This is a genomic window from Streptomyces altiplanensis (assembly GCF_053591575.1).
Genome location: NZ_JBSFUB010000005.1, coordinates 1 through 25,192 on the forward strand (window position 1 = coordinate 1; position 25,192 = coordinate 25,192).

26 protein-coding genes, 1 pseudogene and 1 riboswitch are annotated in these 25,192 nt (G+C 71.6%); of the genes and pseudogenes, 14 read left to right on the forward strand and 13 right to left on the reverse strand.

Translation table 11 applies throughout. The annotated features are described in order from the left end of the window. Positions 1–63: pseudogene (locus ACWD0Y_RS03240) on the forward strand (AAA family ATPase); the annotation flags it as partial. 92 nt (positions 64–155) lie between these two features. Here the strand turns inward: ACWD0Y_RS03240 and ACWD0Y_RS03245 are convergent. From ACWD0Y_RS03245 to ACWD0Y_RS03255, 3 genes are all read right to left on the reverse strand, one after another. Continuing rightward, the gene (locus ACWD0Y_RS03245) at positions 156–557 is read right to left on the reverse strand and encodes a DUF3040 domain-containing protein (RefSeq protein ID WP_093801263.1); all 402 of its coding nucleotides are present in this window, start codon (positions 555–557) and stop codon (positions 156–158) included. A 282-nt stretch (positions 558–839) separates the two neighbouring features. Then, positions 840–1,610: a methyltransferase gene (locus ACWD0Y_RS03250; protein ID WP_450258775.1), complete on the reverse strand. Its 771-nt coding sequence runs from the start codon at positions 1,608–1,610 to the stop codon at positions 840–842. A 103-nt stretch (positions 1,611–1,713) separates the two neighbouring features. Beyond that, positions 1,714–2,250, reverse strand: a complete 537-nt coding sequence (locus ACWD0Y_RS03255) for an SAV_6107 family HEPN domain-containing protein (protein WP_450258776.1) — start codon at positions 2,248–2,250, stop codon at positions 1,714–1,716. A 154-nt stretch (positions 2,251–2,404) separates the two neighbouring features. Here ACWD0Y_RS03255 and ACWD0Y_RS03260 point away from each other — a divergent pair, with 154 nt between their 5' ends. The 4 genes from ACWD0Y_RS03260 (at position 2,405) to ACWD0Y_RS03275 (ending at position 7,844) form a co-directional block, all read left to right on the forward strand. Beyond that, a complete protein-coding gene (locus ACWD0Y_RS03260) occupies positions 2,405–3,184 on the forward strand; it encodes an ATP-binding cassette domain-containing protein (RefSeq protein ID WP_450258777.1) in 780 nt (259 codons plus the stop codon). Beyond that, entirely contained in the window at positions 3,156–5,324 is a 2,169-nt protein-coding gene (locus ACWD0Y_RS03265) for a YhgE/Pip family protein (protein WP_450258778.1), read from the forward strand. The genes ACWD0Y_RS03260 and ACWD0Y_RS03265 overlap by 29 nt, the downstream gene beginning before the upstream one ends. 11 nt (positions 5,325–5,335) lie before the next feature. Continuing rightward, complete coding sequence (locus ACWD0Y_RS03270) at positions 5,336–5,944, forward strand: TetR/AcrR family transcriptional regulator (RefSeq protein ID WP_093803593.1); 609 nt, start codon at positions 5,336–5,338, stop codon at positions 5,942–5,944. A gap of 391 nt (positions 5,945–6,335) precedes the next feature. After that, complete coding sequence (locus ACWD0Y_RS03275; protein ID WP_450258779.1) at positions 6,336–7,844, forward strand: phytoene desaturase family protein; 1,509 nt, start codon at positions 6,336–6,338, stop codon at positions 7,842–7,844. Between the two features lie 7 nt (positions 7,845–7,851). Here the strand turns inward: ACWD0Y_RS03275 and ACWD0Y_RS03280 are convergent, their stop codons facing one another. The 6 genes from ACWD0Y_RS03280 to ACWD0Y_RS03305 all read right to left on the reverse strand — a co-directional run bounded on the left by ACWD0Y_RS03280 (position 7,852) and on the right by ACWD0Y_RS03305 (position 12,614). Beyond that, positions 7,852–8,700 carry a hypothetical protein gene (locus ACWD0Y_RS03280; protein ID WP_450258780.1) on the reverse strand — a complete coding sequence of 283 codons (849 nt, stop codon included), beginning with the start codon at positions 8,698–8,700 and terminating at the stop codon, positions 7,852–7,854. A 50-nt stretch (positions 8,701–8,750) separates the two neighbouring features. Beyond that, entirely contained in the window at positions 8,751–9,668 is a 918-nt protein-coding gene (gene metF, locus ACWD0Y_RS03285) for a methylenetetrahydrofolate reductase [NAD(P)H] (RefSeq protein WP_093801257.1), read from the reverse strand. 137 nt (positions 9,669–9,805) lie between these two features. Next, a complete protein-coding gene (gene thiE / locus ACWD0Y_RS03290) occupies positions 9,806–10,477 on the reverse strand; it encodes a thiamine phosphate synthase (RefSeq protein WP_450258781.1) in 672 nt (223 codons plus the stop codon). Positions 10,478–10,554: 77 nt separating this feature from the next. Continuing rightward, positions 10,555–10,920, reverse strand: coding sequence for an Rv2175c family DNA-binding protein (locus ACWD0Y_RS03295; protein ID WP_093801255.1), 366 nt, complete (start codon positions 10,918–10,920; stop codon positions 10,555–10,557). 68 nt (positions 10,921–10,988) lie between these two features. Then, positions 10,989–12,203 (reverse strand): NAD(P)/FAD-dependent oxidoreductase, encoded by a 1,215-nt coding sequence (locus ACWD0Y_RS03300; protein ID WP_450258782.1) that lies wholly within the window; start codon positions 12,201–12,203, stop codon positions 10,989–10,991. A 69-nt stretch (positions 12,204–12,272) separates the two neighbouring features. Continuing rightward, positions 12,273–12,614 (reverse strand): hypothetical protein, encoded by a 342-nt coding sequence (locus tag ACWD0Y_RS03305; RefSeq protein ID WP_450258783.1) that lies wholly within the window; start codon positions 12,612–12,614, stop codon positions 12,273–12,275. A 51-nt stretch (positions 12,615–12,665) separates the two neighbouring features. Further along, a riboswitch (TPP riboswitch) is annotated at positions 12,666–12,778 on the forward strand. Between ACWD0Y_RS03305 and thiO the strand changes: the two genes are divergently transcribed. The 6 genes from thiO to ACWD0Y_RS03335 all read left to right on the forward strand — a co-directional run bounded on the left by thiO (position 12,776) and on the right by ACWD0Y_RS03335 (position 18,699). Beyond that, the gene (gene thiO / locus ACWD0Y_RS03310) at positions 12,776–13,972 is read left to right on the forward strand and encodes a glycine oxidase ThiO (protein ID WP_450258784.1); all 1,197 of its coding nucleotides are present in this window, start codon (positions 12,776–12,778) and stop codon (positions 13,970–13,972) included. It overlaps the preceding riboswitch by 3 nt. Then, positions 13,969–14,169, forward strand: a complete 201-nt coding sequence (gene thiS, locus ACWD0Y_RS03315; protein WP_450258785.1) for a sulfur carrier protein ThiS — start codon at positions 13,969–13,971, stop codon at positions 14,167–14,169. Before thiO ends, thiS begins: the two co-directional genes overlap by 4 nt. 3 nt (positions 14,170–14,172) lie before the next feature. Beyond that, on the forward strand, positions 14,173–14,967 hold the full coding sequence (locus ACWD0Y_RS03320) for a thiazole synthase (RefSeq protein ID WP_093801251.1): 795 nt from the start codon (positions 14,173–14,175) through the stop codon (positions 14,965–14,967). 214 nt (positions 14,968–15,181) lie between these two features. Next, entirely contained in the window at positions 15,182–17,104 is a 1,923-nt protein-coding gene (gene pknB / locus ACWD0Y_RS03325) for a Stk1 family PASTA domain-containing Ser/Thr kinase (protein ID WP_450258786.1), read from the forward strand. Between the two features lie 71 nt (positions 17,105–17,175). Next, complete coding sequence (locus ACWD0Y_RS03330) at positions 17,176–18,054, forward strand: deoxyribonuclease IV (protein ID WP_450258787.1); 879 nt, start codon at positions 17,176–17,178, stop codon at positions 18,052–18,054. Positions 18,055–18,144: 90 nt separating this feature from the next. Then, positions 18,145–18,699 carry a DUF4396 domain-containing protein gene (locus ACWD0Y_RS03335; protein ID WP_450258788.1) on the forward strand — a complete coding sequence of 185 codons (555 nt, stop codon included), beginning with the start codon at positions 18,145–18,147 and terminating at the stop codon, positions 18,697–18,699. Between the two features lie 65 nt (positions 18,700–18,764). Here ACWD0Y_RS03335 and ACWD0Y_RS03340 read toward each other — a convergent pair whose 3' ends face one another. Further along, positions 18,765–19,397, reverse strand: a complete 633-nt coding sequence (locus tag ACWD0Y_RS03340) for a sulfite oxidase-like oxidoreductase (RefSeq protein WP_093801247.1) — start codon at positions 19,395–19,397, stop codon at positions 18,765–18,767. 154 nt (positions 19,398–19,551) lie between these two features. On the opposite strand from ACWD0Y_RS03340, the gene bfr reads away from it, so the two are divergent. Beyond that, the gene (gene bfr / locus ACWD0Y_RS03345; protein WP_344498300.1) at positions 19,552–20,031 is read left to right on the forward strand and encodes a bacterioferritin; all 480 of its coding nucleotides are present in this window, start codon (positions 19,552–19,554) and stop codon (positions 20,029–20,031) included. An 18-nt stretch (positions 20,032–20,049) separates the two neighbouring features. On the opposite strand, the gene ACWD0Y_RS03350 is transcribed toward bfr, so the two are convergent. Both ACWD0Y_RS03350 and ACWD0Y_RS03355 read right to left on the reverse strand, forming a co-directional pair. Continuing rightward, positions 20,050–20,280, reverse strand: coding sequence for a (2Fe-2S)-binding protein (locus ACWD0Y_RS03350; RefSeq protein ID WP_450258789.1), 231 nt, complete (start codon positions 20,278–20,280; stop codon positions 20,050–20,052). Between the two features lie 164 nt (positions 20,281–20,444). Beyond that, positions 20,445–21,797, reverse strand: coding sequence for a class II 3-deoxy-7-phosphoheptulonate synthase (locus ACWD0Y_RS03355; RefSeq protein WP_450258790.1), 1,353 nt, complete (start codon positions 21,795–21,797; stop codon positions 20,445–20,447). 131 nt (positions 21,798–21,928) lie between these two features. On the opposite strand from ACWD0Y_RS03355, the gene ACWD0Y_RS03360 reads away from it, so the two are divergent. Both ACWD0Y_RS03360 and ACWD0Y_RS03365 read left to right on the forward strand, forming a co-directional pair. Continuing rightward, entirely contained in the window at positions 21,929–21,985 is a 57-nt protein-coding gene (locus ACWD0Y_RS03360; protein WP_355716996.1) for a trp operon leader peptide, read from the forward strand. Between the two features lie 135 nt (positions 21,986–22,120). Beyond that, on the forward strand, positions 22,121–24,031 hold the full coding sequence (locus tag ACWD0Y_RS03365) for an anthranilate synthase family protein (RefSeq protein ID WP_450258791.1): 1,911 nt from the start codon (positions 22,121–22,123) through the stop codon (positions 24,029–24,031). Here the strand turns inward: ACWD0Y_RS03365 and ACWD0Y_RS03370 are convergent. Continuing rightward, positions 23,971–24,978 carry a 2-hydroxyacid dehydrogenase gene (locus tag ACWD0Y_RS03370; protein ID WP_450258792.1) on the reverse strand — a complete coding sequence of 336 codons (1,008 nt, stop codon included), beginning with the start codon at positions 24,976–24,978 and terminating at the stop codon, positions 23,971–23,973. The genes ACWD0Y_RS03365 and ACWD0Y_RS03370 overlap by 61 nt on opposite strands. Between the last annotated feature and the right edge of the window lie 214 nt (positions 24,979–25,192).

The following is a 25,192-nucleotide window of genomic DNA, read 5'->3' on the forward strand; positions in this document are numbered from 1 at the left end:
GACCCCTTCCTGGTCGCCGCGACCCAGAACCCCGTGGAGTACGAGGGCACTTACCCTCTCCCCGGTCACCCCTCACTCGTACAGCAAGTGTCGGATGCGGTCAGTGAGAATCGGACGCGGTCGGTGTGCGCGCGGCCGGTGCTCAGTGACCTGTCTCAGTGTCCTTGGCCTTCTTCGCGGCGGCGCTGCCACCGCTGCTCGATGCGGTCCATGACCGACCGTCGCTGCCGGGGGCGGCTGCGAGCGGCCGGACCGGTACCGGCGGGAGCAGGTTGCTCCCCCGGTTTCGGGGCCTTGCGCCAGCCGGTAACCGCGAGCACCGCGCAGCCGAGCATCACAAGGAAGCCCACCACGCTGACCCAGATCTGCTGTGCGACCATTCCGGCCATGAGGAGCGCGATACCCACCAGAAAGCCTGCGACTGCCTGGTAGACCCGTCGCCGGGTGTACGTACGCAGCCCGCTTCCCTCAAGCGCTGTCGCGAACTTGGGATCTTCGGCGTACAGCGCTCGCTCCATCTGCTCGAGCATTCGCTGCTCGTGCTCCGAGAGCGGCACGGGAGTCCTCCTACTCGTCGGTCGCGGGGGGCGACCGTTTGCGGCCCTTTCAGAATAGGCAGGGAATCGCCCCCGTGAAACCCGCCCTCTACGCCAATTCACAATCCGGGCCGCCACGCCGTCTCAGTTGCCTGAGGAGTACATTCCCCATTGGCTGATCCGCCATGCGCACGGTGTGCTCCGATCATACGGGGCAAGGCGGCCGATCGGGGGGCCTGTGGCGGACTCCATGTACCACTGCGTTGCTGATCAGCCGCTTCTCGTGCCGCGCAGGACGGTTCCTCAGCCGTCGCCGGGCTCCTGCTTCTGCCCCAGGACGTGCAGCTGGCTCGCGACGGAGTGGAAGGCGGACAGCTCGGCGGCCGCGGCCTCCAGCTTGAGCAGGGCGTCCAGGGCGCCGGGCTCGGTGTCCACCAGGGCGCCGGGCACGAGGTCGGCGAAGACCCGTACGCCGTGGACGGCACCGACCTCGACACCGGCCGCGCCGACCAGCCCGGTGAGCTGCTCCGCGGTGAAGCGCCGGGGCACGGGATCGCCCTCGCCCCAGCGGCCCGCCGGGTCGGCGAGGGCCTGCCTGGCCTCGGTGAAGTGACCGGCCAGGGCCCGGGCCAGAACGGCGCCGCCGAGACCGGCGGCGAGCAGGCTGAGGATGCCGGAGGGGCGGAGCGCGTCGACGGCGTTGCGCACACCCTCGGCCGGGTCGTCGACGTATTCCAGGACGCCGTGGCACAGGACCACGTCGTGGCCGCCGCGGTCGACGACGTCGAAGAGGCCGTGGATGTCGCCCTGCACACCGCGCACGCGGTCGGCGACGCCGGCCTCCGCGGCCCGGCGCTCCAGCGCGAACAGCGCGTTGGGGCTGGGGTCGACGACGGTGACGCGGTGGCCGAGGCGGGCGACGGGCACCGCGAAGTTGCCCGTGCCGCCGCCGGTGTCGAGAACGTCCAGGGCGTCGCTCCCGGTCGCCTTGACCTTGTGGTCGAGAGCGTCCTTGAGGACCTCCCAGACCACGGCGGTACGGAGGGAGGCGCGGGGGCGCATCGGGTCCGACACGGCAGTTGACTCCTCGGCGCGGTGCCGCCGCGGGCGGCGGGGCGGTGAACGGTGCGGGCGGTGAACGCCATGCCCACCCTATTGCCTCCGGGAACCGGTCCTGTCATCCCGCGTCCGGGTGGTCCGCTCCCTCGATCCGGGCCTGGGGAAGCACCGGATCCAGCGCGAGCAGCCGCTCGACCAGGCGCAGGAACATCGCCGCGTCGCGCAGCAGGTCGTCGGCGTCGCGGGCGCTCGCCGCCCCCTGTATGCCCGCTTCGGCGCGCGCCCGGCGGGCGGCGCCCGAGGCGAACAGAGCACTCCACTCGGCCAGTTCCGGCGCGATCTCCGGGAGGACCTCCCAGGCGCTGCGGATCCGCCGGCGCCGGGACGCGGTGGTCTCGGGCCGTCCACGGGCCGCGAGGACGGCAGCAGCGGTGCGCAGGGCGGCGAGGTGGGCCGTGGCGTACCGCTCGTTCGGCATTTCGAGGGCGGCGGCCTCGTCCAGTCCGCCGCGGGCCTGGGCGAGCAGGTCGAGAGCGGCGGGCGGGGCACCGGCCCTGCGCAGCACCGGGTGGACGTCGGCGGCGGGGCCGGCCGGTGAGGGGGCAGGGCCGGTGGCGCGGCGCCGGTGTGCGGCGGCTGCGGACGTGCGGGCCATGACGAACCTCCTTCGTCGCGTGACGGCTCTGTAGCCGTATGTACCCATCGTGAAGGGCGCCACTGACAGTCGCCGCTGACCTGGCTTTTTGCTTCGACCGCATGTTCGGGATAGTTTTTGAACTGACTGGTCAGTTCAAAAATAGGGAGGGCTTGTGGACAGCCCGCACGGGGCAGCCGTGGCGGCGGAGGACTTCGGACTGAAGGGTCCTCGCGGCTGGGTGTTCCGCGACGTGCGCGTCGCGGCGGAGCCCGGCACGCTCATCGCGGTCGAAGGACCCTCCGGCTCAGGCCGCACCTGTCTTCTGCTGGCCCTCACCGGCCGCATGCGCGCCACCGAGGGCCACGCGGAGGTCGGTGGCGTACGGCTGCCGAAGAAGATGGCCGCCGTACGCCGCATGAGCGCGCTGGGTCCGGTCACCGGCGTCAGCGAACTCGACCCGGCCTTCACGGTCGCCGAGCACCTGCGGGAGCGCGCGCTCCTCCAGCGCCGCTTCGACGGCTCGCTGCGCGCGCTGCTGCGGCCCCGCGCCGAGCGCGCCGCCGAAGCACGGGCCAGGCTCGACGCCGCGCTCGACACCGCGGGGCTGGACCTGGACACGCTGCCCAAGGGGACGCGTACGTCCGTACGGGATCTGGAGCGTCTCGAGGCGCTGCGTCTGTCCGTCGGGCTGGCGCTGACAGGTCGTCCCCGGCTGCTCGCCGTGGACGATCTGGACCTCAAGCTCTCCGACGCCGAACGCGCTCTGGCCTGGGAGCTGCTGCGCTCCGTCGCCCGGGCGGGGACGACCGTCGTCGCGGTGTGCAGCGAGGCGCCCGACGACGCGCTGCGGGTCACCACCGGCAGCGCGAGCGAGAACGAGAGCGGGACCGGGAACTCCGACGACACCGAAGAGGGGGCGGCCGATGCGCTCGCCGAAACTGGCCGCGCTTGAGCTCAAGCGGTTCGGCAGGGGGAAGCTGCCGCGCGCCGCGCTCGTCGCGCTGCTGCTGCTTCCGCTGCTGTACGGCGCGCTGTACCTGTGGTCCTTCTGGGACCCGTACGGCAGGCTCGACCGGATACCCGTCGCCCTCGTCAACGACGACAGGGGCGCCACCGCAGACGGACAGAAGATCGCCGCCGGTGACGAGATCACCGGGAAGCTGCGCGACAGCAAGGTCTTCGAGTGGCACGAGGTGAGCGCCGGCGAGGCCCGCAGGGGCGTCGAGGACGGCGCGTACTACCTGTCCCTGACCATGCCGCCGGACTTCAGCGAGCGGATCGCGTCCAGCTCGGGCGACGCTCCCGAAGCGAGCGCCCTTCAGGTGCGCACGAACGACGCCAACAACTACATCGTCGGGCAGATCTCGCGAACGGTCTTCTCCGAGGTGCGCACCGCCGCTTCGAAGAACGCCTCCCGCTCGTTCCTCGACAAGATCTTCATCTCCTTCTCCGACATCCATGACGCCACGCAGAAGGCGGCCGAGGGCGCCGACGGCATCAAGGGCGGCATCGGAAAGGCGAAGAAGGGCTCCGACGACCTCAAGGGGGGCCTCGACAAGGCCAAGGCCGGCTCGAAGGATCTCGTGGACGGTCTGGGGAACGCCAAGAAGGGCAGTGGTGACCTGTCCGGCGGACTGAAGAAGCTGCACAAGGGATCGGGCGATCTGAAGAGCGGTTCGCAGCAGGTGGCGAACGGCACGCAGAAGCTCGCCGACACGGTCAACGGCATCGCGGGAACCGTCCGCCCGTACCTCAAGGACAACGGCAGGACGGTCGGGGACACGGCGAAGTTCGTCGCCGACGGCACCCGGGTGGTCCGCGACAATCTCAGCAAGCTCGTGAAGGACGCGCCCGTCGCGGCAGAGGCGTCCCGGGCGGCCGCCGACGACCTGCACACCGTCTACCAGTCGCTCTGTGTGGACCAGCCGCTCGCCGACCCCGCCTGCCCGCAGCTGAAGAAGGCCGACAAGGCCGCCGCGGACGCGGCGCTCGTCGCCGCGGACGTCAACGACCTGGTCAAGGACCAGCGTGGCGACCTGACGCAGCTGGACAAGTACCTGGCCGAGCTCCAGCAGCAGGCGCGCAAGCTCTCGACGCGCGCTCCCCACCTCGACGAGGACCTGAGCAGCGCCGTCAGCGAGGTCAACGCGCTCAACGCCGGCGCCCGGAAGGTGGCCCGAGGCGCCGCCGACCTCAACACCGGCCTGGCCACCGCGAAGAGCGGTGCCACCGGCCTCGACAGCGGCATCGGCAGGCTCAAAACCGGTGCCACCGACCTGGACAGCGGCATCGGCGGGCTCAAGTCCGGTGCCGGTGAGCTGAACGGCGGCCTCGTCAAACTCGCCGACGGCTCCGGCGAACTCGCCACGGGCCTGCACAAGGGCGTCGGCCAGATCCCCGACTACGACGAGAAGAACCGCGACCGGCGCACCCAGGTGATGGCCGACCCGGTCCAGCTCGCCTCCCAGTCGATGCACAAGGCGCCCAACTACGGCACCGGATTCGCCCCGTACTTCATCCCGCTGTCCCTGTGGGTCGGCGCGATGGTGGCGTACATGCTGATCCAGCCGCTCAACCGCCGCGCCCTCGCGGCGGGGGCCTCCGCCTGGCGGACCGCTCTCGCGGGCTGGCTGCCGGTGGCCGCGCTCGGGGCGCTGCAGAGTGCCGCTCTGATGTCCGTACTCCACTGGGGTCTCGGGCTGCAGCTGGCGCGCGTCGCGGGAACGGCCGGTTTCCTGGTCCTCGTGACGGGCTGCTTCGCGGCGATCGTGCAGTGGCTCAACGCCCGCTTCGGCGCGGCGGGCCGCATCCTGGTCCTCGCCGTGCTGATGCTCCAGCTGACCTCGGCGGGCGGCACCTATCCCGTACAGACCAGTCCGGGCTTCTTCAACGCCATCCACCCCTTCCTGCCGATGACTTACGTCGTGGAGGGCCTGCGCCGGCTGATCACGGGCGGCGGTCTGGAACCGGTCTGGACGGGCAGCCTGGTGCTGCTCGCCTTCACGGTGGGAGCGCTGGCGCTGACGGCCGTCTCCGCCCGGCGCAAGCAGGTGTGGACGCTCGACCGTCTCCACCCGGAGCTCAGCCTGTGAGAATCGTGTCCATGGAAAGCAGCAGAACGCGCCGCGAGGTCACCCGGCAGAAGCTCTACGAGGCAGCCGTCACCCTCATCGCGGAGCAGGGTTTCTCCTCGACGACGGTGGACGAGATCGCCGAGCGCGCCGGGGTCGCCAAGGGCACGGTCTACTACAACTTCAAGAGCAAGACGGAGCTCTTCGAAGAGCTGCTGCGGCACGGCGTCGGACTGCTCACCGCCTCCCTCCAGGCGGCGGCCGACGAGACGGCGGAACGCGGGGGCACCAAGGTGGAGGCCCTCGACGCGATGATCAGGGCCGGCCTCGGCTTCATCGACCGCTACCCGGCCTTCACCCAGCTGTACGTCGCCGAGCTGTGGCGCACCAACAGGGCCTGGCAGTCGACGCTCCTGGTCGTACGGCAGGAAGCCGTCGCCGTCGTCGAGACGGTGCTGCGCGACGGCGTCGCCAACGGCGAGCTCAGCAAGGAGATCGACATTCCGCTGACGGCGGCCGCGCTGGTCGGCATGGTGCTGGTGGCGGCGCTCGACTGGCAGGCGTTCCAGCGGGAACGGACGATCGACGACGTCCACTCGGCGCTGTCCCTGCTGCTGCGCGGCCGGGTGAGCGGCCACTAGCAAACGGCAGCGGAAAAGCCGGTCCGGCGAGGCTCGATCCCCCCGAGCCTCGCCGGACCGGCGTTTCCCCGTGCTCCCCCGTGGGTCCCCCGACCCCCGTGTACACCCCCGCTCCGTCAGGGGAGCCGCGCCGTCTCCGCCGCCCCGTGTCGGCGGTGCCGGCGCTGCGCCCCTTCCGTGGTCCCCACTCTTCCGTCTGCGCGGGCCGGGGCCCATCCGCGCACCTACTCATCTCCCGCACTAGGTACGGATACTCAGACCTGCGCGTTCGACCCCAGTCCGGCCCGGCGACGGCTGGTCCCGATCACGTCCGTGTTCGTACTCCCCCACCCCTCCGCCTCCTCGCGGCCTCCTGAACGGGTTGTCGGTGGCGGCCGATACAGTCCCTGGCATGGCACGGATTGTGGTGATCGGCTCCGGGATGGGCGCGATGGCGTCCGCCGCCCGGCTGGCCGTCGCGGGCCACCGCGTGGCGGTGTACGAGCGCGCGGCGACGTACGGCGGCGCGCTGGGCAGGTTCGAGCGGGACGGCTTCGTCTTCGACACGGGGCCGGGACTGCTGCACCTGCCCGCCGTCTACCGGGACCTGTTCGTCAAGACCGGCAAGGAGCCCCTGGAGCAGTGCGTCGCGCTCACGCCCGTGGACCCCGCGAGCCGGCACCTCTTCGACGACGGTACGGATCTCTCGCTGCCCAACGCCTCGCGTGCCCGGGTCGTCTCCGCGCTCGACACCGCGCTGGGCGCGGGGGCCGGCGAGCGCTGGGGCGACTTCCTGAACCGCGCCCGTGACGCGTGGGACATGACCAGACGGCCGCTGCTCGAAGAACCGCTGCGGCCGGACTGGCAGGTGCTCGGCCGCGATCCGTATCCGTCGGTGCGCCGGCGCAGGGTGCTGCGGCGCGACCGGCAGGCGGCCACGGTCGGGGAGGTCGGAGCGTGGGAACTGGCGGAGCCCCGGCTGGCGGCCCTGCTGGACAGCTACGCCCTGGCGTACGGACTCGACCCGCGCACCGCGCCCGCGGCGGCGGCCGTGCTGCCGTACATGGAGCAGACCTTCGGCAGCTGGTACGTGCGCGGCGGGATGCGGGAGCTGGCGCGGGCGCTGTACGAGCGGTGCCTGGCCCGGAAGGTGGAGTTCACCTTCGGTGCCGAGGTGGCCGCGGTCACGGAGAAGGACGGCCGCGCGGCGGGTGTGGAGCTGGCGGACGGCACGGTCGTCGCAGCGGACTCGGTGGTCTTCGGCGCCGACCCCCGCGCCCTCGCCGGGATGATGCAGGGACGCGAGGTGTGGGCGCCGGGCGACGTCGAGCCGGGGCCCGTGCCCCCGGGCCGGTTCACGGTGTTCCTCGCGCTGCGCGGCGGCCGCCCGGACGGCACGGTCCACCGGACGGTGGTCCACTCCCCCGACGCCGGCGCGGAGGCGTCCGCGGCGTTCCGCGGTGAGCACGCCGAGCGCCCCACCGTCACCGTGCTGCGGCCCGACGACCCGCTGACGCGGCCGGACGACGCCCACGAGGCGGTCACGCTCACGGCGACCGTGGCCGCGCAGGGGCCGGTCGACTGGACGGACGAGGCGCTCGTCGCGCGGTACGCCGACGAGGTGGCCGAGGCCGCGCTCGCGGCCGTGCCGGACCTGCGGGAGCGGCTGCTGTGGCGCGAGGTCCGCACCCCGGCGGACACCGCGGCCGCGACCGGCGCCGCGGGGGGCTCGGTGCCGCCGCCCGCGCTGGCGGGGGCCGGGGGCCGCCATCTGCACGCGGCCAACACCACGCGGCTGCCCGGTCTGCTGCTGGCCGGGGGCTGGGCGCATCCCGGGGGCGGGCTCGCGCATGCCGGGATGTCCGGGGCGCTCGTCGCGGGACTCGTCGTCGAGGGCGACGGCTTCCGCGGCTCGCAGTAGCGGGCGTTCAGTAGCGGTACTGCTCGTTGTAGCCGGTGGTGTCGTAGTCGTTCTGGTACTGCTCCTGGGACGGCTGCGGGCTCCCGAAGGGCTGCTCGCCGTCGCGCTGCTGCGGGACCCACACACCGCCGGGCGGTGTCTCGTTGGCGTACTGCTGGTCGCCGTACTGCTGACCGCCGTACGGCTGGCTGCCGATGTACGGGTCGGAGTACGCGGCGTACTGCTGCCGGTCCGAGGCGTAGTCGTACTGACCGGCGTAGGTGTCCTGGCCGGCGTAGGTGTCCTGGCCTGCGTAGGTGTCCTGGCCGGTGTAGGTGTCCTGGCCGGTGTAGGTGTCCTGGCCCGGCCGGCCGTGGCCGGAGTGGGAGTCGTACACGTCGTACCCGGCGCCGAAGCCGTCGCTCCGGGGCTGCTGCTGTGCCGCGTACGCCGCCGCGTCGTACACGCCGTACTGCCCGGTCTCGTCCGGGAGGGGCTCCACGGACGCGTACACCGGCTCCGCCGGAGCGGCCGGCTCGTACTCGAGGTCCGACACCTGCAGCGTCGGCTCCTGCTCGACGGCCCGCGCACCGCGCTTGCGGCGGCGGCTCTCACCGGGCCTGCCGCCGATCGCCCAGCCCGTCGAGAAGCCCCGGCGGAACGAGAGCGTGACGTACGTCTGGCCGATGGCGAACGCGACGGCACCGCCCGCGATCACGTACACGGAGGGCAGCAGCACCCCGAGAACCACGCCCATGAAGCCGCTGAAGGCCAGCAGCCGCCATCTCAGCCGCGCCTTGTACTGCAACAGCACCTCGCCGAGCAGCCACAGTGCGACGATTCCGAATGCGATGTAGAGGACCGTCCAGCCGCCCATGCCCGCCCCCTCCTGCGGCCGTCGCCGCGGAAGGGAGCGGGTACGGCCGGTCACGACTGCGCGTGCAGTCCGAGATTCTCGTAGATTTCGAGCGTCGCCGTGGAGTTGTTGAGCGTGATGAAGTGCAATCCGGGTACACCCTCGGAGAGCAGCCTCGCGCAGAACTCCGTGGCGAAGTCGATGCCAATGGAGCGTACAGCCGCGGGATCGTCCTTGACCGCGAGGATCCGCTCTTTCAGCTCCGCCGGGAGCGTGGCGTTGCTGAGCTGCGGGAACCGCTCCAACTGCTTGACGCTGGTGAGAGGCATGACCTCGGGGATGATCGGGGTCTCGCAGCCGGCTGCCTGGACCCTGTCGCGCATCCGCAAATAATTCTCCGGATTGAAGAACATCTGGGTAATCGCGTAATCTGCGCCCGCGCGGCACTTGTCCACGAAGTGCCGAATGTCGGTGTCCCAGTCGGTCGAGCGCGGGTGCATCTCCGGGAAGGCCGCGACGCCCACGCAGAAGTCGCCGGACTCCTTGATGAGCCGGACGAGTTCGGCGGCGTACCGCACGCCCTCCGGGTGCTCGACCCACTCGCCCATCGGGTCGCCGGGCGGGTCTCCCCGCACGGCGAGGATGTTCCGGATCCCGGCGTCCGCGTACTGCCCGACCATGTTGCGCAGTTCGGCGACGGAGTGGTCCACCGCCGTGAGGTGCGCGACCGGGGTGAGCGTGGAGTCGGCGGCGATCTGCTGGGTGGCGCCGACCGTGCCGGCGCGGGTGGACCCTCCCGCCCCGTAGGTCACGGAGACAAAGCTGGGGGCCACCGCCTCGACCCGGCGCAGCGCGTTCCAGAGACTCCGCTCCCCCTTTTCGGTCCTGGGGGCGAAGAACTCGAACGAATACGAAGTTTTGCCGGTCGCGAGCAGATCACGCACAGTAGGCGCGTGATCCGTCCTGGTCGAAGCTGTGCCAAGGGCCATATCCGCAGGTTAACCAGGGCTCGGCGATGACCCAACCAGAGCAGGCGTTTTATCCGTATTGCCGGACTGTTGTCCACTCTGTGGACAGCCGTGGACAACCGCGGACAGCCGCAGGCGGTCACGGACGGCCGGGGCAGTTACACGGCGTACGCCCTGACCCTCTTCGCGAGTTCCGCCGCGGCGGCCGCCGGATCGTCGGCCTCGGTGATCGCCCGTACGACCACGACCCTGCGGGCACCCGCGTCCAGCACCTCGTCGAGGTTGCCCGCGTCGATGCCGCCGATCGCGAACCACGGGCGGTCCTGGCGCAGCCCGGCGGCGTACCGGACGAGGCCGAGGCCCGGGGCGTACCGGCCGGGCTTGGTGGGGGTGGGCCAGCAGGGCCCCGTGCAGAAGTAGTCCACGCCGGGCTCCGCGACGGCCGCGTCCACCTCGGACTCGCCGTGCGTGGAGCGGCCGACGAGGACGTCGGCGCCGAGGATCACGCGCGCGGCCGGAACCGGCAGGTCACCCTGTCCCAGGTGCAGCACACCGGCGCCGACGGCGTGGGCCACGTCGGCCCGGTCGTTCACGGCGAGCAGCTTGCCGTGCCTGCGGCAGGCGTCGTCGAAGACCTGGAGGTGCTCCAGCTCCTCGGCGGCCTCCATGCCCTTGTCGCGCAACTGCACGATGTCCACGCCGGAGGCAAGGACGGCGTCCAGGAACTCGGGGAGGTCGCCCTGGCGCTTGCGCGCGTCCGTGCACAGGTACAGCCGGGCACCGGCGAGCTGCTCGCGCGCCGTCGTGGAACTCTCCGTGGACGTGGGCATGGTGGTGTCCCCCCGTGGGCGGGCGGTGCACAGGCCGGCGAAGGCCCGTGCACCGCGTGCGGTTGTGTCGTCAGTGATCAGACGGCGAGCGCCTGGGCTCGCCGCTTCACCTCCGTGCCGCGATTCTCACTCAGCGCCTGCGCGGGGGTGCCGGGCAGGGTCGGGTCGGGGGTGAAGAGCCACTCGAGCATCTCTTCGTCGGAGAAGCCGTCGTCCCTCAGGAGGGTCAGGGTCCCGGCGAGACCCTTGACCACCTTGTCGCCGTCGATGAAGGCGGCAGGCACCTGAAGCACCCGGTTCTCTCCGCGGCGTACGGCGATCAGCTGGCCTTCTTTGACCAGCTGCCGGACGCGCGTCACCTCGACACCGAGCTTTTCCGCGATGTCGGGGAGGTTGAACCAGGCGGGGACGAGAGCATCGATCTTTGCGTCAATCTCGGTCACGGGACAAGCGTGCCATCTGGGACTGACAGTCGGTAGTCGGGGCCTGCCGTGCGGCCCCGACTACCGGCCTAAAGGGTGGCGGTCTTGAGCGGGACGGACGGATCGGCGACCCGGTCCGGGTCCATCGGGGCACCCGCCGCGATGAGCCTGCGCCCCTGCGCGAGGTCGCGCGGCCGGGCCACGGTGAGCAGCGCGACCAGCGCCCCCTCGCGCAGCCAGCACACCGACCAGGCGGCGCCGACCGGGTCGCCGCGCCACACCGTCGTGTCGGCGTGGGCGTGGTGGCCCGCGTACTGCACGAAGCGGCCGAACTGCTCGGACCAGAAGTACGGGACGGGGTCGTAGTCCCGCGGTGTCTCGCCGAGGATGTCCGCCGCGACCGTGCGCGGGCCCTGGAGCGCGTTGTCCCAGTGGTGGACGAGCAGGCGTTCGCCGTAGCGGGCGGAGGGGAAGGAGGCGCAGTCCCCGACCGCGTACACGTCGGGGACCGAGGTGCGCAGGCGGGCGTCGGCGGTGACGGACCCGTCCGGGCCGAGTTCGATCCCCGAGCCCGCGAGCCAGGCCGTCGCGGGCCTGGCGCCGATGCCGACGACCACCGCGCCGGCCGCGAGCCGACGGCCGTCGGCGAGGACGACCGTGCCGGGCTCGACGTGCGCGACGCGCGCGCCGGTGAGGAGTTCCACGCCGCTCTCGGCGTACCAGGCGGCCATCGGGGCGGCGGCGTCGGCGGGCAGGGTGCCCGCGAGCGGCCGGTCCGCGGCCTCGACGACGGTCACCGCGCAGCCCGCCTCGCGGGCGGCCGTGGCGAACTCCGCGCCGATCCAGCCCGCCCCGACGACCACGATGTCGTGCCGCCGGCCGAGCACGGGCCGCAGCCGCGCGGCGTCGTCGAGGGTGCGCAGGAGGTGGACCCCGGGTACGCCTTCGCCGCCGGGCAGCGTGAGGGGCAGCGCTCCGGTGGCGACGACCAGCGCGTCGTACGGAACGGGGCCCGAGGGTGTGTCGATCTCGTGCGCCCCGGGGCGCACGCCCGTCACCTCGCGCCCCAGGTGGAGTTCGATGCCGAGCGCCTCGAAGTCGACGTCGAAGGCCGACTCCTCGGCGTGGCCGAGCAGCACCGCCTTGGACAGCGGCGGTCTGTCGTACGGCTGATGCGGTTCGGCGCCGATCAGCGTGACGGAGCCGGTCCAGCCCTGCTCGCGCAGGGACACCGCGGTCTGGACACCGGCCATTCCCGCGCCGACGATGACGACGCGCCGCTCTGTCTGCCTCTGCTCGCTCACCCGGTCACTGTAGGACGGCGCGTTCCGCCGCCCTCGCCGGGACCGGGGAGGAAGACCTCCGGCGCAGCGTCACAGGGGCAGCTGCTCGACGACGCTCGTCCCCCTGCCCTCCTGGGACTCCCAGACCCAGGTCTCCTCCAGCCGCACGCGCCCGTCGGGGAGGTCGACGACGGTGGACGCGCAGTGCCCCGACGAGGTCGTGCCGTCCTGCTTCAGCTGTACGTAACGGAAGTCCAGCGCGTCGCCCTCGCGCGTGCCGACGAGATGGCCCCGTACGACGTCGCCGCCCGCGTACTCGGCCCAGATCCGGCCGTCCTCCTCGTGGTACGTGAACCGGGTCCGTGTCCCGACCTGGCCGGGCGCCTGGTCGGCGACCGGCGAGAGGACGAGTCCGTCGAGCGAGCGGGCCACAGGAGTTGCTCCCTTACAGCGCGTCGGGGCCTGGCGTTAGGGTGGCCACCGTAAAGCACTCGCGGGAGCCCGGACGTACCGGGCTGAGAGGGAGGCTGGACGGCCTCCGACCGTACGAACCTGATCCGGGTCATGCCGGCGAAGGGAGGGGCTGGACGCCCATGCCGCGTACATCGTCAGACGTCCTCGTCGTCGGGGGCGGAATCATCGGCCTGGTCACGGCCTGGCGGGCGGCGCAGCGCGGGCTGCGCGTCGCCGTCGCCGACCCGCAGCCGGGCGGCGGGGCCGCACAGGTCGCGGCCGGAATGCTCGCCGCCGTCACCGAACTCCACTACGGGGAGCAGACGCTCCTCGGCCTCAACCTCGCGTCCGCCGAGCGCTATCCCGCGTTCGTCGCCGAGCTGGAGGCGGCGAGCGGGCAGACCACCGGCTACCGCTCCTGCGGCACGCTCGCCGTCGCGCTCGACACGGACGACCGCGCCCACCTGCGCGAGCTCCATGCCCTGCAACGCCGCTCCGGGCTCGCGTCGGAGTGGCTCACGGGGCGCGAGTGCCGCCGCCTGGAGCCGATGCTCGCGCCGGGCGTGCGCGGGGGCCTGCGGGTGGACGGTGACCACCAGGTCGACCCGAGGCGGCTGGCCGCAGCCCTTCTGACGGCCTGTGAGCGGGCCGGGGTGATCTTCCACCGCGGCTGGGCCGAACGGCTCCGTGTCGTACGGGAGAGGGCCGCCGGCGCCGTACTGGCGGACGGGACGGAGCTCACCGCCGGCCAGGTGGTGCTGGCGGCCGGAAGCCTCAGCGGCCGGCTCGCGGGCGTACCGCGGGAGGTGCTGCCGCCGGTACGGCCCGTGAAGGGGCAGGTGCTGCGGCTGGCCGTGCCACGCGCGTACGCGCCCTTCCTGAGCCGGACGGTGCGTGCCGTGGTGCGGGGCAGCCACGTCTACCTCGTACCGCGCGAGAACGGCGAACTGGTCGTCGGGGCGACCAGCGAGGAGCTCGGCTGGGACACGACGGTCACGGCGGGCGGGGTGTACGAGCTGCTGCGCGACGCGCACGAGCTGATGCCGGGCATCACCGAGCTGCCGCTGACGGAGACCCGCGCGGGGCTGCGGCCCGGCTCCCCGGACAACGCGCCGCTGCTCGGGCCGACCGCGCTGGAGGGGCTGCACCTGGCCACCGGGCACTACCGCAACGGGGTGCTGCTCACGCCGGTCACCGGTGATGCGATGGCCGCTGTCCTGGCCGGCGGGGAACTGCCGGACGAGGCGCGTCCGTTCAGCCCGCTGCGTTTCGCGCCGGCCGCCCCTTCCGCCTCCCTCCCTTCCTCCGTCTCCGTACCGCAGGAGCAGCCCGTATGACCATCTCCGTGAACGGCGAGAACCGTGAGGTCGACGCCGGTACGACGCTGGGCGCGCTCGTCGCGACCCTCACCCGGGCCCCTTCGGGGGTCGCCGCCGCCCTCAACGAAACCGTCGTACCGCGCGGGCGGTGGGGCGTCACCGTGCTCGGCGACGGCGACCGCGTCGAAGTCCTCACCGCAGTCCAGGGAGGCTGAACCATGGCCGACGACCTTCTGACCATCGGCGACACCACGTTCTCCTCACGGTTGATCATGGGAACGGGCGGAGCGCCGAGCCTCGACGTACTGGAACGCTCCCTCGTCGCGTCCGGGACCGAGCTGACGACCGTCGCGATGCGGCGGCTGGACCCGACCGTCCAGGGATCGGTGCTTTCCGTACTGGAGAAACTGGGCATCCGGGTGCTGCCGAACACGGCGGGGTGTTTCACGGCGGGCGAGGCCGTGCTGACGGCGCGCCTCGCGCGGGAGGCACTGGGCACGGACTGGGTGAAGCTGGAGGTCGTCGCCGACGAGCGGACGCTGCTGCCCGATCCGATCGAGCTGCTGGACGCGGCGGAGACGCTGGTGGACGACGGCTTCACCGTCCTGCCGTACACGAACGACGATCCTGTGCTCGCGCGGAAGCTGGAGGACGTGGGGTGTGCGGCGATCATGCCGCTGGGGTCGCCGATCGGGTCGGGGCTCGGTATCCGCAACCCGCACAATTTCCAGCTGATCGTGGAGCACGCGCGTGTGCCGGTCGTGCTGGACGCGGGGGCGGGCACCGCGTCGGACGCGGCGCTGGCGATGGAGCTGGGATGCGCGGCGGTGATGCTGGCGTCGGCGGTGACCCGGGCGCAGGAGCCGGTGCTGATGGCCGAGGCGATGCGGCACGGGGTGGAGGCGGGGCGGCTCGCGTACCGGGCGGGACGGATCCCGCGGCGGCATTTCGCGGAGGCGTCGTCGCCGGTGGCGGGGCGGGCGGTGCTGGACCCGGAACGCCCGGCGTTCTGACCGGCGGGCCGCCGCGCGGGCCTCTTCCCCGCCCCGCCCCTTCCCGTAAACGTAAACCAGGGGGAGCAGGCCCCGCCCCGGACTCCCCCGGACGCCCGCCGGGCCCCGGGACGGAGCCCCGCGGGCGCCACCCGCTGTCACAGCTCCGCTGCAATACCGGCCCGGGAAACCCACGCCTGCCGGAGGTGCCGGCGGCGGCTCGTAGACTCGCTCCGTGGATACGACCCTTCAGGACCCGCTCGTCGGGCACGTGCTCGACGGCCGCTACCGCGTCGATGCGCGCATCGCCGTCGGTGGCATGGCCACGGTCTACCGGGCCGTCGACACCCGCCTCGACCGGGTGCTCGCCCTCAAGGTGATGCACCCCGCCCTCGCCGCCGACGGCTCCTTCGTGGACCGGTTCATCCGGGAGGCGAAGTCGGTCGCCCGGCTCGCGCACCCGAATGTGGTCGGCGTCTTCGACCAGGGAACGGACGGGGGGTACGTCTACCTCGCCATGGAGTACGTCGCCGGGTGCACCCTGCGCGACGTACTGCGCGAGCGCGGCGCTCTCCAGCCCCGTGCCGCCCTCGACATCCTGGAGCCGGTGCTGGCCGCGCTCGGGGCCGCGCACCGCGCCGGCTTCGTGCACCGGGACATGAAGCCGGAGAACGTCCTGATCGGGGACGACGGCCGGGTCAAGGTCGCCGACTTCGGTCTCGTACGGGCCGTGGACACCGTCACCAGCACCACCGGGTCGGTCCTCGGCACCGTGTCGTACCTCGCGCCCGAGCAGATAGAGCACGGCACGGCCGACACCCGCGCCGACGTCTACGCCTGCGGTGTCGTGCTGTACGAGATGCTGACCGGCGCCAAACCGCACTCCGGCAGCACCCCCGCGCAGGTTCTCTACCAGCACCTCCACGAGGACGTGCCTGTCCCGTCCGCCGCCGTTCCCGGGCTCGCGGCCGGACTGGACGAGCTGGTCGCGGGCGCCACCGCGCGCGATCCGGAGATCCGTCCGTACGACGCCGTGGCGCTCCTCGCGCAGGCCAGGGAGGCGCGCGCCGCGCTCAGCGACGAGCAGCTCGACGCGGTGCCGCCGCAGGCCCGCGCGCAGACGCACGACGGCGCCGAGGACCGCACGAGCGTCATCCCGCGCGCGACCGGGGCCCCCGGCGGCCCCTGCGACGAGCCCCTCAACCGCACCAGTCGGCTCCGGATGCCCCCGCCGCAGTCGGCGGCGGCGCCCTCCAGGCGCGCCGTCGCGCCCGGGCGCGGCGTGCTCGCGGCCGTGACCGCCGTCCTGCTCGTCCTCGGAGTCGGCGCCGGCGTCTGGTACATCAACTCCGGGCAGTTCACCCGCGTCCCCTCACTCCTCGGCCAGACGGAGAAGGAGGCCACCGCGCGGCTCTCCGCCGCCGGTCTCGATGTGAAGGAGGTGCGGCGCGAGTACAGCAAGGCGTACGACCGCGGCACCGTCATGAACAGCGACCCCGCCTCCCGTGCCCGTATCCGTGGCAACGGCTCCGTCACGCTGGTCGTCTCGCGCGGCCCGGAAACCGTGAAGGTGCCCGACGTCGGGCGGCTGCCGCTGACCGAGGCCAGGGACAAGCTCAAGAAGGCCGGTCTGGCCCCCGGCATCGTCACCAGGACATTCGACGAGGACGTCCCGCAGGGCTCCGTCGTCAGTACGACTCCGCGCGCCGGCACCGAGCGGCACCCGGACTCCGCGATCGCCCTCGTCGTCAGCAAGGGCGCCCCCGTGGAGGTGCCCGACGTGACCGGCGAGAGCGTGGAGGACGCCACCTCCGAGCTGGAGGAGGCCGGGCTCACCGTGAAGGTCGCGCCCGGGCGCGTCACGTCCCGGGAGGAGGCGGGATCGGTCGTCGGGCAGTCCGCGGCCGAGGGCGACCGGCTCGCCGAGGGCGACACCGTCACGCTGACGGTCTCCAAGGGGCCGCGCATGGTTTCCGTGCCCGATGTGGTCGGTGACGACGTCGACGACGCGAAGCGCACGCTCCGGGAGGCGGGCTTCGAGGTGAAGGTGGACCGCCCCTTCCTCTCCTTCAGCGACAAGATCGCGAGCCAGTCGGTCGGGGAGGGCGGCAAGGCTCCGGAGGGCAGCACGATCACCCTCAGGACCAAGGGCCTGTAGGAGTCCGCCCGCGAGGGGCCGCCACCCGGCCGGCGGCCCTTCGCACCGGCGTCCTGGCATCCTTGATGCCGATGAGCAACGCACCTTTTCCCTCCCGAAACCCCGTCGGCAGTCATGTCCCCGTAGCCGGCGGTCTCGCCACGAACGGTCTCGCGTACGCCCGTGAGCTGGGCGCCGAGGCCGTTCAGGTCTTCGTCGCGAACCCGCGCGGCTGGGCGACGCCCACCGGAAATCCCGCCCAGGACGAGCTGTTCCGCGCGGCCTGCGCCGCCGAGCGGATACCGGCGTACGTCCATGCCCCCTACCTGATCAACTTCGGTTCGCACACCGAGGCGACCGCCGAGAAGTCCGTGGAGTCGCTGCGGCACTCGCTGCGCCGCGGACGTGAGATCGGCGCGCTGGGCGTGGTGGTGCACACCGGTTCGGCGACCGGTGGCCGGCCGCGTTCGGAGTCGCTCGCGCAGGTGCGCGCGTACCTGCTGCCGCTCCTCGACGAGCTGACGCACGACGACGACCCGCTGCTGCTGCTCGAGTCGACGGCGGGGCAGGGCTCCTCGCTGTGCTCACGCACCTGGGACTTCGGCCCGTACTTCGAGGCGCTCGACGCGCACCCCAAGCTGGGCGTCTGCCTCGACACCTGCCACATCTACGCGGCGGGGCACGATCTCGCGGGGCCCGGCGGGATGAAGCAGACACTGGACCTGCTGGTGGACACGGTCGGCGAGGGCCGGCTCAAGCTGATCCACGCCAACGACTCGAAGGAGGGCGTCGGCGCGCACAGGGACCGCCACGAGAACATCGGCTCCGGCCACATCGGCGCGGAGCCGTTCCGGGAACTGTTCGCGCACCCGGCGACCGAGGGCGTACCGCTGACGATCGAGACGCCGGGCGGCAAGGAAGGCCACGCGGCCGATGTGGCGCGGCTGAAGGAGCTGCGCGACTCCTGCTGAGAACCGCTGAAGCCCCTTGAGGAATACCCCCAAGGGGTATACGGTTCTGTTTGTCGACAGGAACCGCTGCCCGCCCCTGGAGGGCACGCCATGCAGCACGACGCACACACGCACGACATGCACCACGGCCCTGACGGTCACGCGGGGCACGAAAATCAAGCAGCCCACGCGGACCCCGTGGATCACGGAGCCCACGCCGGCCACGGCAAGGTCAGCTGGTCCATGGCCGCCCAGGCCACGCTCCACTGCCTCACCGGCTGCGCCATCGGCGAGGTGCTGGGCATGGTCATCGGCACCGCGCTCGGGTGGGGCAACGTGCAGACGATGGTCCTGGCGATCGCCCTGGCCTTCTTCTTCGGTTACGCCCTCACCCTGCGCGGCGTCCTCAAGGCCGGCGTCGGCTTCAGGACCGCCTTCCGGGTCGCCCTCGCCGCCGACACCCTTTCCATCGCGGTGATGGAGCTGATCGACAACGGCGTGCTCGCGCTGTGGCCCGGCGCGATGGACGCGCACCTCACCGACGGAATGTTCTGGGGCGTGCTCGCCTTCGCGCTCTTCGCCGCTTTCCTCATCACCACACCCGTCAACAAGTGGATGATCGGCCGCGGCAAGGGCCACGCGGTGGTCCACCCGTACCACCACTGACCGGAAGGCACCGACCGGAAGGCACCGACCGGAGGGCACCGACCGGAGGGCGCGGCCGCCGGGCCCTACAGCTCGGGGCCGTCCCCCGGCTCCTCCTGGTAGGAGTACCGCTGCTCACGCCAGGGGTCGCCGACGTTGTGATAGCCGCGCTCCTCCCAGAAACCGCGGCGGTCCGCCGTCATGTACTCGACGCCCCGGACCCACTTGGGCCCCTTCCAGGCGTACAGGTGCGGTACGACCAGGCGCAGCGGGAACCCGTGCTCGGCGGTCAGCAGCTCACCGCCCTTGTGGGTGGCGAAGATCGTCCGGTCGGAAGTGAAGTCCGCGAGCCGCAGGTTCGCACTGAAGCCGTACTCGGCCCAGACCATGACGTGCGTGACGCTCGGCGCGGGGGGCGCGAGTTCGACGAGCGTACGAGCGAGCACACCGCCCCATTCGGCCCCAAGCATGCTGAATTTCGTGACGCAGTGCAGATCGGCCTCGACCGTGGCGAACGGGAGCGCCGAGAATTCCTCGTGGTTCCAGCAGTGCTTGTCGCCGTCCGCCGTGGCGCCGAAAACCCTGAACTCCCAGCGGTCCGGCTTGAACTTGGGTACAGGACCGTAGTGGGTGACCGGCCAGCCACGCTGCAGCCGCTGTCCCGGCGGAAGCTCGGGCTGTGCTGATTCGTGATGTTCCCGGCTTTCCGGCTGACCCATGACTCCATGGTGACAGACCGCAAGGGGTGGTCATGACCAGGTCTGACCCTATTCGGGGCAACTCCTGATAAGCCTGCACTTACTGGACGCCTCCCATTCATGGTGCGAGGATGCGCGGACCTGCCCATTACCACGCTTGGAAGGAGCCTCTGCGATGCAGGGCGACCCCGAGGTCATCGAATTCCTCAATGAGCAGCTGACCGCCGAGCTGACCGCCATCAATCAGTACTTCCTGCACGCCAAGATGCAGGACAACTTCGGCTGGACGAAGCTCGCCAAGTACACCCGGGCCGAGTCGTTCGACGAGATGAGGCACGCGGAGACACTGACCGACCGGATCCTCTTCCTGGACGGCCTGCCGAATTACCAGCGGCTCTTCCATGTGCGGGTGGGCCAGACCGTCACCGAGATGTTCCAGGCCGACCGGCAGATCGAGGTCGAGGCGATCGACCGCCTCAAGCGCGGCATCGAGGTCATGCGGGCCAAGGGCGATGTCACGTCGGCGAACATCTTCGAGGACATCCTCAAGGACGAGGAGCACCACATCGACTATCTCGACACCCAGCTGGAGCTGGTGGAGAAACTCGGCGAGGCGCTCTACATCGCCCAGCTGATCGAGCAGCCGAGCAGCTGACAGCCGGCCGGGCTCCGGTCAGGCGGCTTCGGGGAGAGGCGTCCCGGTGAGCGCCGCCCCGCCCTGTTCGACCAGTGCGCGGCGCGGGCACCCGCCACGGCCCAGGAGCCCCTGGATCGTGCGTACGCAGGAACCGCAGTCCGTACCCGCTTTGCTGACCGACGCTATCTGGCGCGGTGTGCAGGCACCGGCGGCCGCGTGCTCCTTGATCTGCTGGTCGGTCACGCCGAAGCAAGAGCAGACGAACACGCGGTACACCTCCTGACGCGGGCCGAGGGGGACGACTAATCGGTAAGGTCAACCTAACCTTACCCGTCGCCCCCCGTACGCAAAAGTCCCGGACACGGCTGTGGGGCGCGGATCACATTCGATCCGCGCCCCACAGCCTTTTTCCGGTCCGGTTTTGCCGGTTCTTACTGGTCGCGGTACATCTCGGCGACCAGGAACGCCAGGTCCAGCGACTGGCTGCGGTTGAGCCGCGGGTCGCAGGCCGTCTCGTAGCGCTGGTGCAGGTCGTCGACGAAGATCTCGTCGCCGCCGCCCACGCACTCCGTGACGTCGTCACCGGTCAGCTCGACGTGGATGCCGCCCGGGTGCGTACCGAGGCCCTTGTGCACCTCGAAGAAGCCCTTGACCTCGTCGAGCACGTCGTCGAAGCGACGCGTCTTGTGGCCGGAGGCGGCCTCGAAGGTGTTGCCGTGCATCGGGTCGCTCACCCATGCCACGGCCGCGCCGGACGCCGTGACCTTCTCGACCAGCTCGGGGAGCTTGTCGCGGACCTTGTCGGCGCCCATGCGGACGACGAAGGTCAGCCGGCCGGGCTCGCGGTCCGGGTCGAGCTTGTCGACGTAGCTCAGCGCCTCGTCGACCGTGGTCGTCGGACCGAGCTTCACGCCGATCGGGTTGCGGATCTTCGAGGCGAACTCGATGTGCGCGCCGTCCAGCTGGCGGGTGCGCTCACCGATCCACAGCATGTGGCCCGATACGTCGTACAGGTGGCCCGTACGCGAGTCGACCCTGGTCAGGGCGGACTCGTAGTCCATGAGCAGCGCTTCGTGCGAGGCGTAGAACTCGACCGTGCGGAACTCCGCGGGGTCGGTCCCGGCGGCCTTCATGAAGTTCAGCGCGTTGTCGATCTCGCGGGCCAGCTGCTCGTAGCGCTGTCCGGAGGGCGACGACTTCACGAAGTCCTGGTTCCAGGCGTGCACCTGGCGCAGGTCCGCGTAACCGCCGGTGGTGAAGGCGCGCACGAGGTTCAGCGTCGAGGCGGACGCGTGGTACATCCGCTTCAGCCGCTCGGGGTCCGGGATCCGGGCCTTCTCGGTGAACTCGAAGCCGTTGACCGAGTCGCCGCGGTAGGTCGGCAGGGTGACGCCGTCGCGGGTCTCGGTGTTCTTGGAGCGCGGCTTGGAGTACTGGCCGGCGATCCGGCCCACCTTCACGACGGGCACGGAGGCGGCGTACGTCAGCACCGCGCCCATCTGGAGAAGGGTCTTGAGCTTGTTTCGGATGTGGTCGGCGGATACGGCGTCGAATGCCTCGGCGCAGTCGCCTCCCTGCAGCAGGAACGCCTCGCCCTTGGCGACGGCTCCCAGTCGGGCGCGCAGCTGGTCGCACTCGCCCGCGAAGACGAGCGGCGGATACGACTCGAGGTCCGCGATCACATCGCGCAGAGCCTCGGCATCGGGGTACTCGGGCTGCTGCGCCGCGGGAAGGTCTCGCCAGGTGTTGCCACCGTTGGGGGTGGTCTTAGCGTTCACGGTCACCTTGACAACATTACGTGGTCGGCCCGTCCGTCCATCCCTCGGCTCACCAGATGAGACGGGCCGGGTCCACGGGACGCGCGGAACGGCGGACATGCATGACGCGCGCGCCCGGGTCCGCTAGGGTTCGGAGCATGTTCGCGCAGACGACTCAGACCTGGTGGTGGACCGCTCATCCGGCGGCCCACTGACAATCGCGCGCACCACTGAACCGCGAAGGCCGCCCGAGAGGCGGCCTTCGGTGTTTCCAGAGGCTGTTCCTCTCCACTCGGCTCCGCGCTCGGGCTCCACTCGGACTCCCCCCGGACTCGGAAGGAACACCACCGATGCTCATCAGCGCACTGCTGGACGACACCCGCCCCTTCGCCCTCCTGCGCAGGCGGACCCCCGGCCACGACCACGACACCGTCGAGCTGCTGATCGGGGACGTGCGCGAGGCCGCGCGCCTCGCCGACGTCCCGGCCGGCTCCGGCGACCTGCCCGTGCTCGCGCTGGTGCCGTTCCGGCAGATCAGGGAGCGCGGGTTCGACGTGCGGGACGACGGGACACCGCTGAGTGTGCTGGTCGCCGACGAGGCGTACGCCCTGCCGCTCGACGACGTCCTCGCGCAGCTGCCCGCGCACGAGGTGCGGGTCGAGGGCGGGGCCTTCGACGTCGCCGACGAGGAGTACGCCGGGATCGTGCGGCGGGTCATCGAGGACGAGATCGGGCGCGGCGAGGGCGCGAACTTCGTCATCCGCCGGACCTTCGAGGGCAGCGTCCCCGGGTTCGGGCGGGCCGACGCGCTGGCGCTCTTCCGGCGGCTGCTCGCCGGTGAGCGGGGCGCGTACTGGACCTTCGTCGTGCACACCGGGGAGCGCACGCTGGTCGGCGCGAGCCCCGAGGTGCACGTGCGGATGAGCGGCGGGACCGTCGTGATGAACCCGATCAGCGGTACGTACCGCTACCCGGCCCAGGGGCCGAGCACCGAGGGGCTGCTGGACTTCCTCGACGACGGCAAGGAGACCGCGGAGCTCTCGATGGTCGTCGACGAAGAGCTCAAGATGATGTGCACCGTCGGCGACCGGGGCGGGGTCGTGGTCGGCCCGCGGCTCAAGGAGATGGCCCACCTCGCGCACACCGAGTACGAGCTGCGGGGCCGGACGTCCCTGGACGTGCGCGAGGTGCTGAAGGAGACGATGTTCGCGGCGACCGTCACCGGGTCGCCGGTGCAGAACGCCTGCCGGGTCATCGAGCGGTACGAGACCGGGGGCCGCGGCTACTACGCGGGCGCACTGGCCCTCGTCGGCCGTGACGCGGGCGGCGCCCAGACCCTGGACTCGCCGATCCTCATCCGCACCGCCGACATCGCACCGGACGGGCGGCTGCGGGTGCCGGTCGGGGCGACGCTGGTGCGCGACTCGGACCCGCACAGCGAGGTCGCCGAGACCCACGCCAAGGCGGCGGGGGTGCTGGCGGCGCTGGGGGTGCGCCCCGCGAGGCCGGAGCGCGAGGACGTACGGCCGGGGCTGGCGGACGATCCGCGCGTACGGGAGGCGCTCGACTCGCGGCGCGCGTCCCTCGCGCCGTTCTGGCTGCGCATGCAGGAGCGCACGTCGTCCCTGACCGGACACGCGCTGGTGATCGACGCGGAGGACACCTTCACGGCGATGCTCGCGCATCTGCTGCGCTCGTCCGGGCTCGACGTGTCCGTACGGCGGTACGACGAGCCGGGCCTGCGGGAGGCCGCGCTCGCGCACGGGGGTCCCGTGGTGCTCGGCCCCGGGCCCGGGAACCCCTCCGACGAGGACGACCCCAAGATGCGGTTCCTGCGCGGACTCACGGCGGAGCTGGTGCGCGAACACCGGCACGGGCTGCTCGGGGTCTGTCTGGGGCACGAACTGCTGGCGGCCGAGCTGGGCCTGGGGACCGTGCGCAAGCGAGTGCCGTACCAGGGGGCGCAGACCCGGATCGATCTCTTCGGGCGACCGGAGACCGTCGGTTTCTACAACAGCTTCGTCGCCCGCTGCGGCGAGGACGAGGCGGCGGAGCTGGCCGCGCACGGCGTCGAGGTCAGCCGCGACCCGGTCTCCGGCGAGGTGCACGCCCTGCGCGGGCCGGGCTTCGCGGGCGTGCAGTTCCACCCGGAGTCGGTGCTGACGCTGCGGGGCACCGTGATCGTGGGCGAGATGCTCGGTCAGCTCACGGCCGGCTCCGCCGGGACCAGGACGTTCTCGCTGCGGCGGCCCGCCGTGTAGTCGAGGACGTTCCCGAGCGTCGCCTCGACGATCTGGCCGACCGCGTCGACGGTGTAGTACGCCTGGTGCGAGGTGACCAGGACGTTCGGGAGGGTGACGAGCCGGGCCAGGGTGTCGTCGTCGACGACCTCCAGGGACTTGTCCAGGAAGAAGAGCCCGGCCTCCGCCTCGTACACGTCGAGCCCCACCCCGGTGAAGCGGCCCAGGCGCAGTTCACGGACGAGAGCCGCGGTGTCGACGAGACCACCGCGGCTCGAGTTCACGAGGATCGCGTCGTCCTTCATGGCACGCAGCTCGACGGCTCCGATGAGACGGTGAGTGGCGGGCATCAGCGGCAGGTGCAGGCTGACCAGGTCGGACTCGGCGAGGAGGCGGTCCTTGTCGACGTACTCCATGCCCAGCCCGACGCAGGCGGGGTTCTGGACGAGGTCCCAGCCGAGCAGGTTCATGCCGAAGCCGTGGGCGATACGGGTGAACGCCTCGCCGATCTTTCCGGTGCCGAGGACACCGGCCGTACGGCCGCGCATGTCACGGCCGAGGAGCCCGTCGAGGCGGAAGTCGAAGTCGCGGGTGCGTCCGGCGGCGCGCACGATGCGGCGGTTGACGGCCATCGCGAGGGTCCAGGCGAATTCGGCGACGGAGTACGGCGAGTAGTACGAGACGCGGGCGACCGTCAGGCCGAGCTGCCCGGCGACGTCGAGGTCGATGTTGTTGAAGCCGGTGGAGCGCTGGGCGATCATCCTCGTTCCGCCGGCGGCGAGCGCGCGCAGGACGCCCGCCCCCAGATCGGCGTTGACGCTGGTGCTGATGATCTCGTGGCCGGCGGCGATGGGGGCGGTGTCCTCGCTGAGGAAGACATCGAGACAGCGGATGTCGTGGTGACCGGCGAAGGCGTTCTCGATCAGTGGTCTCTCGTCGGACTGCACACCGAATGCCAGGATTTCCACGACGTCTCCCGGGAGGGGGAAAGCGGAGAGAGGGGCTGTACCGCGCGGACATCGCGAATATACGGCCCATGTCCTCGTCCCGCTCGGCCGAAGAAGCCCCCGGCCCCGGCGCAGAGCTCCGGGCCGGCCGTCCTGAGCCGCGCCGCCGCCTCCCCGGTCAGTGCTCCGGGCCGCGCGGAGCTGTCCCTTCGCCCCGTTCGGCTGGGCCGCACCG

Excerpts from the sequence above, each read along its gene's own strand:
- bfr (WP_344498300.1), top strand. The coding sequence starts at position 19,552 with ATGCAGGGCGACCCCGAGGTCATCGAATTCCTCAATGAGCAGCTGACC.
- ACWD0Y_RS03275 (WP_450258779.1), top strand. The coding sequence starts at position 6,336 with ATGGCACGGATTGTGGTGATCGGCTCCGGGATGGGCGCGATGGCGTCC.
- ACWD0Y_RS03365 (WP_450258791.1), top strand. The coding sequence starts at position 22,121 with ATGCTCATCAGCGCACTGCTGGACGACACCCGCCCCTTCGCCCTCCTG.
- ACWD0Y_RS03270 (WP_093803593.1), top strand. The coding sequence starts at position 5,336 with ATGGAAAGCAGCAGAACGCGCCGCGAGGTCACCCGGCAGAAGCTCTAC.
- thiO (WP_450258784.1), top strand. The coding sequence starts at position 12,776 with ATGCCGCGTACATCGTCAGACGTCCTCGTCGTCGGGGGCGGAATCATC.
- ACWD0Y_RS03280 (WP_450258780.1), bottom strand. The coding sequence starts at position 8,700 with ATGGGCGGCTGGACGGTCCTCTACATCGCATTCGGAATCGTCGCACTG.
- thiS (WP_450258785.1), top strand. The coding sequence starts at position 13,969 with ATGACCATCTCCGTGAACGGCGAGAACCGTGAGGTCGACGCCGGTACG.
- ACWD0Y_RS03255 (WP_450258776.1), bottom strand. The coding sequence starts at position 2,250 with ATGGCCCGCACGTCCGCAGCCGCCGCACACCGGCGCCGCGCCACCGGC.
- thiE (WP_450258781.1), bottom strand. The coding sequence starts at position 10,477 with ATGCCCACGTCCACGGAGAGTTCCACGACGGCGCGCGAGCAGCTCGCC.
- ACWD0Y_RS03320 (WP_093801251.1), top strand. The coding sequence starts at position 14,173 with ATGGCCGACGACCTTCTGACCATCGGCGACACCACGTTCTCCTCACGG.
- ACWD0Y_RS03340 (WP_093801247.1), bottom strand. The coding sequence starts at position 19,397 with ATGGGTCAGCCGGAAAGCCGGGAACATCACGAATCAGCACAGCCCGAG.
- ACWD0Y_RS03265 (WP_450258778.1), top strand. The coding sequence starts at position 3,156 with ATGCGCTCGCCGAAACTGGCCGCGCTTGAGCTCAAGCGGTTCGGCAGG.
- metF (WP_093801257.1), bottom strand. The coding sequence starts at position 9,668 with ATGGCCCTTGGCACAGCTTCGACCAGGACGGATCACGCGCCTACTGTG.
- ACWD0Y_RS03330 (WP_450258787.1), top strand. The coding sequence starts at position 17,176 with ATGAGCAACGCACCTTTTCCCTCCCGAAACCCCGTCGGCAGTCATGTC.
- ACWD0Y_RS03335 (WP_450258788.1), top strand. The coding sequence starts at position 18,145 with ATGCAGCACGACGCACACACGCACGACATGCACCACGGCCCTGACGGT.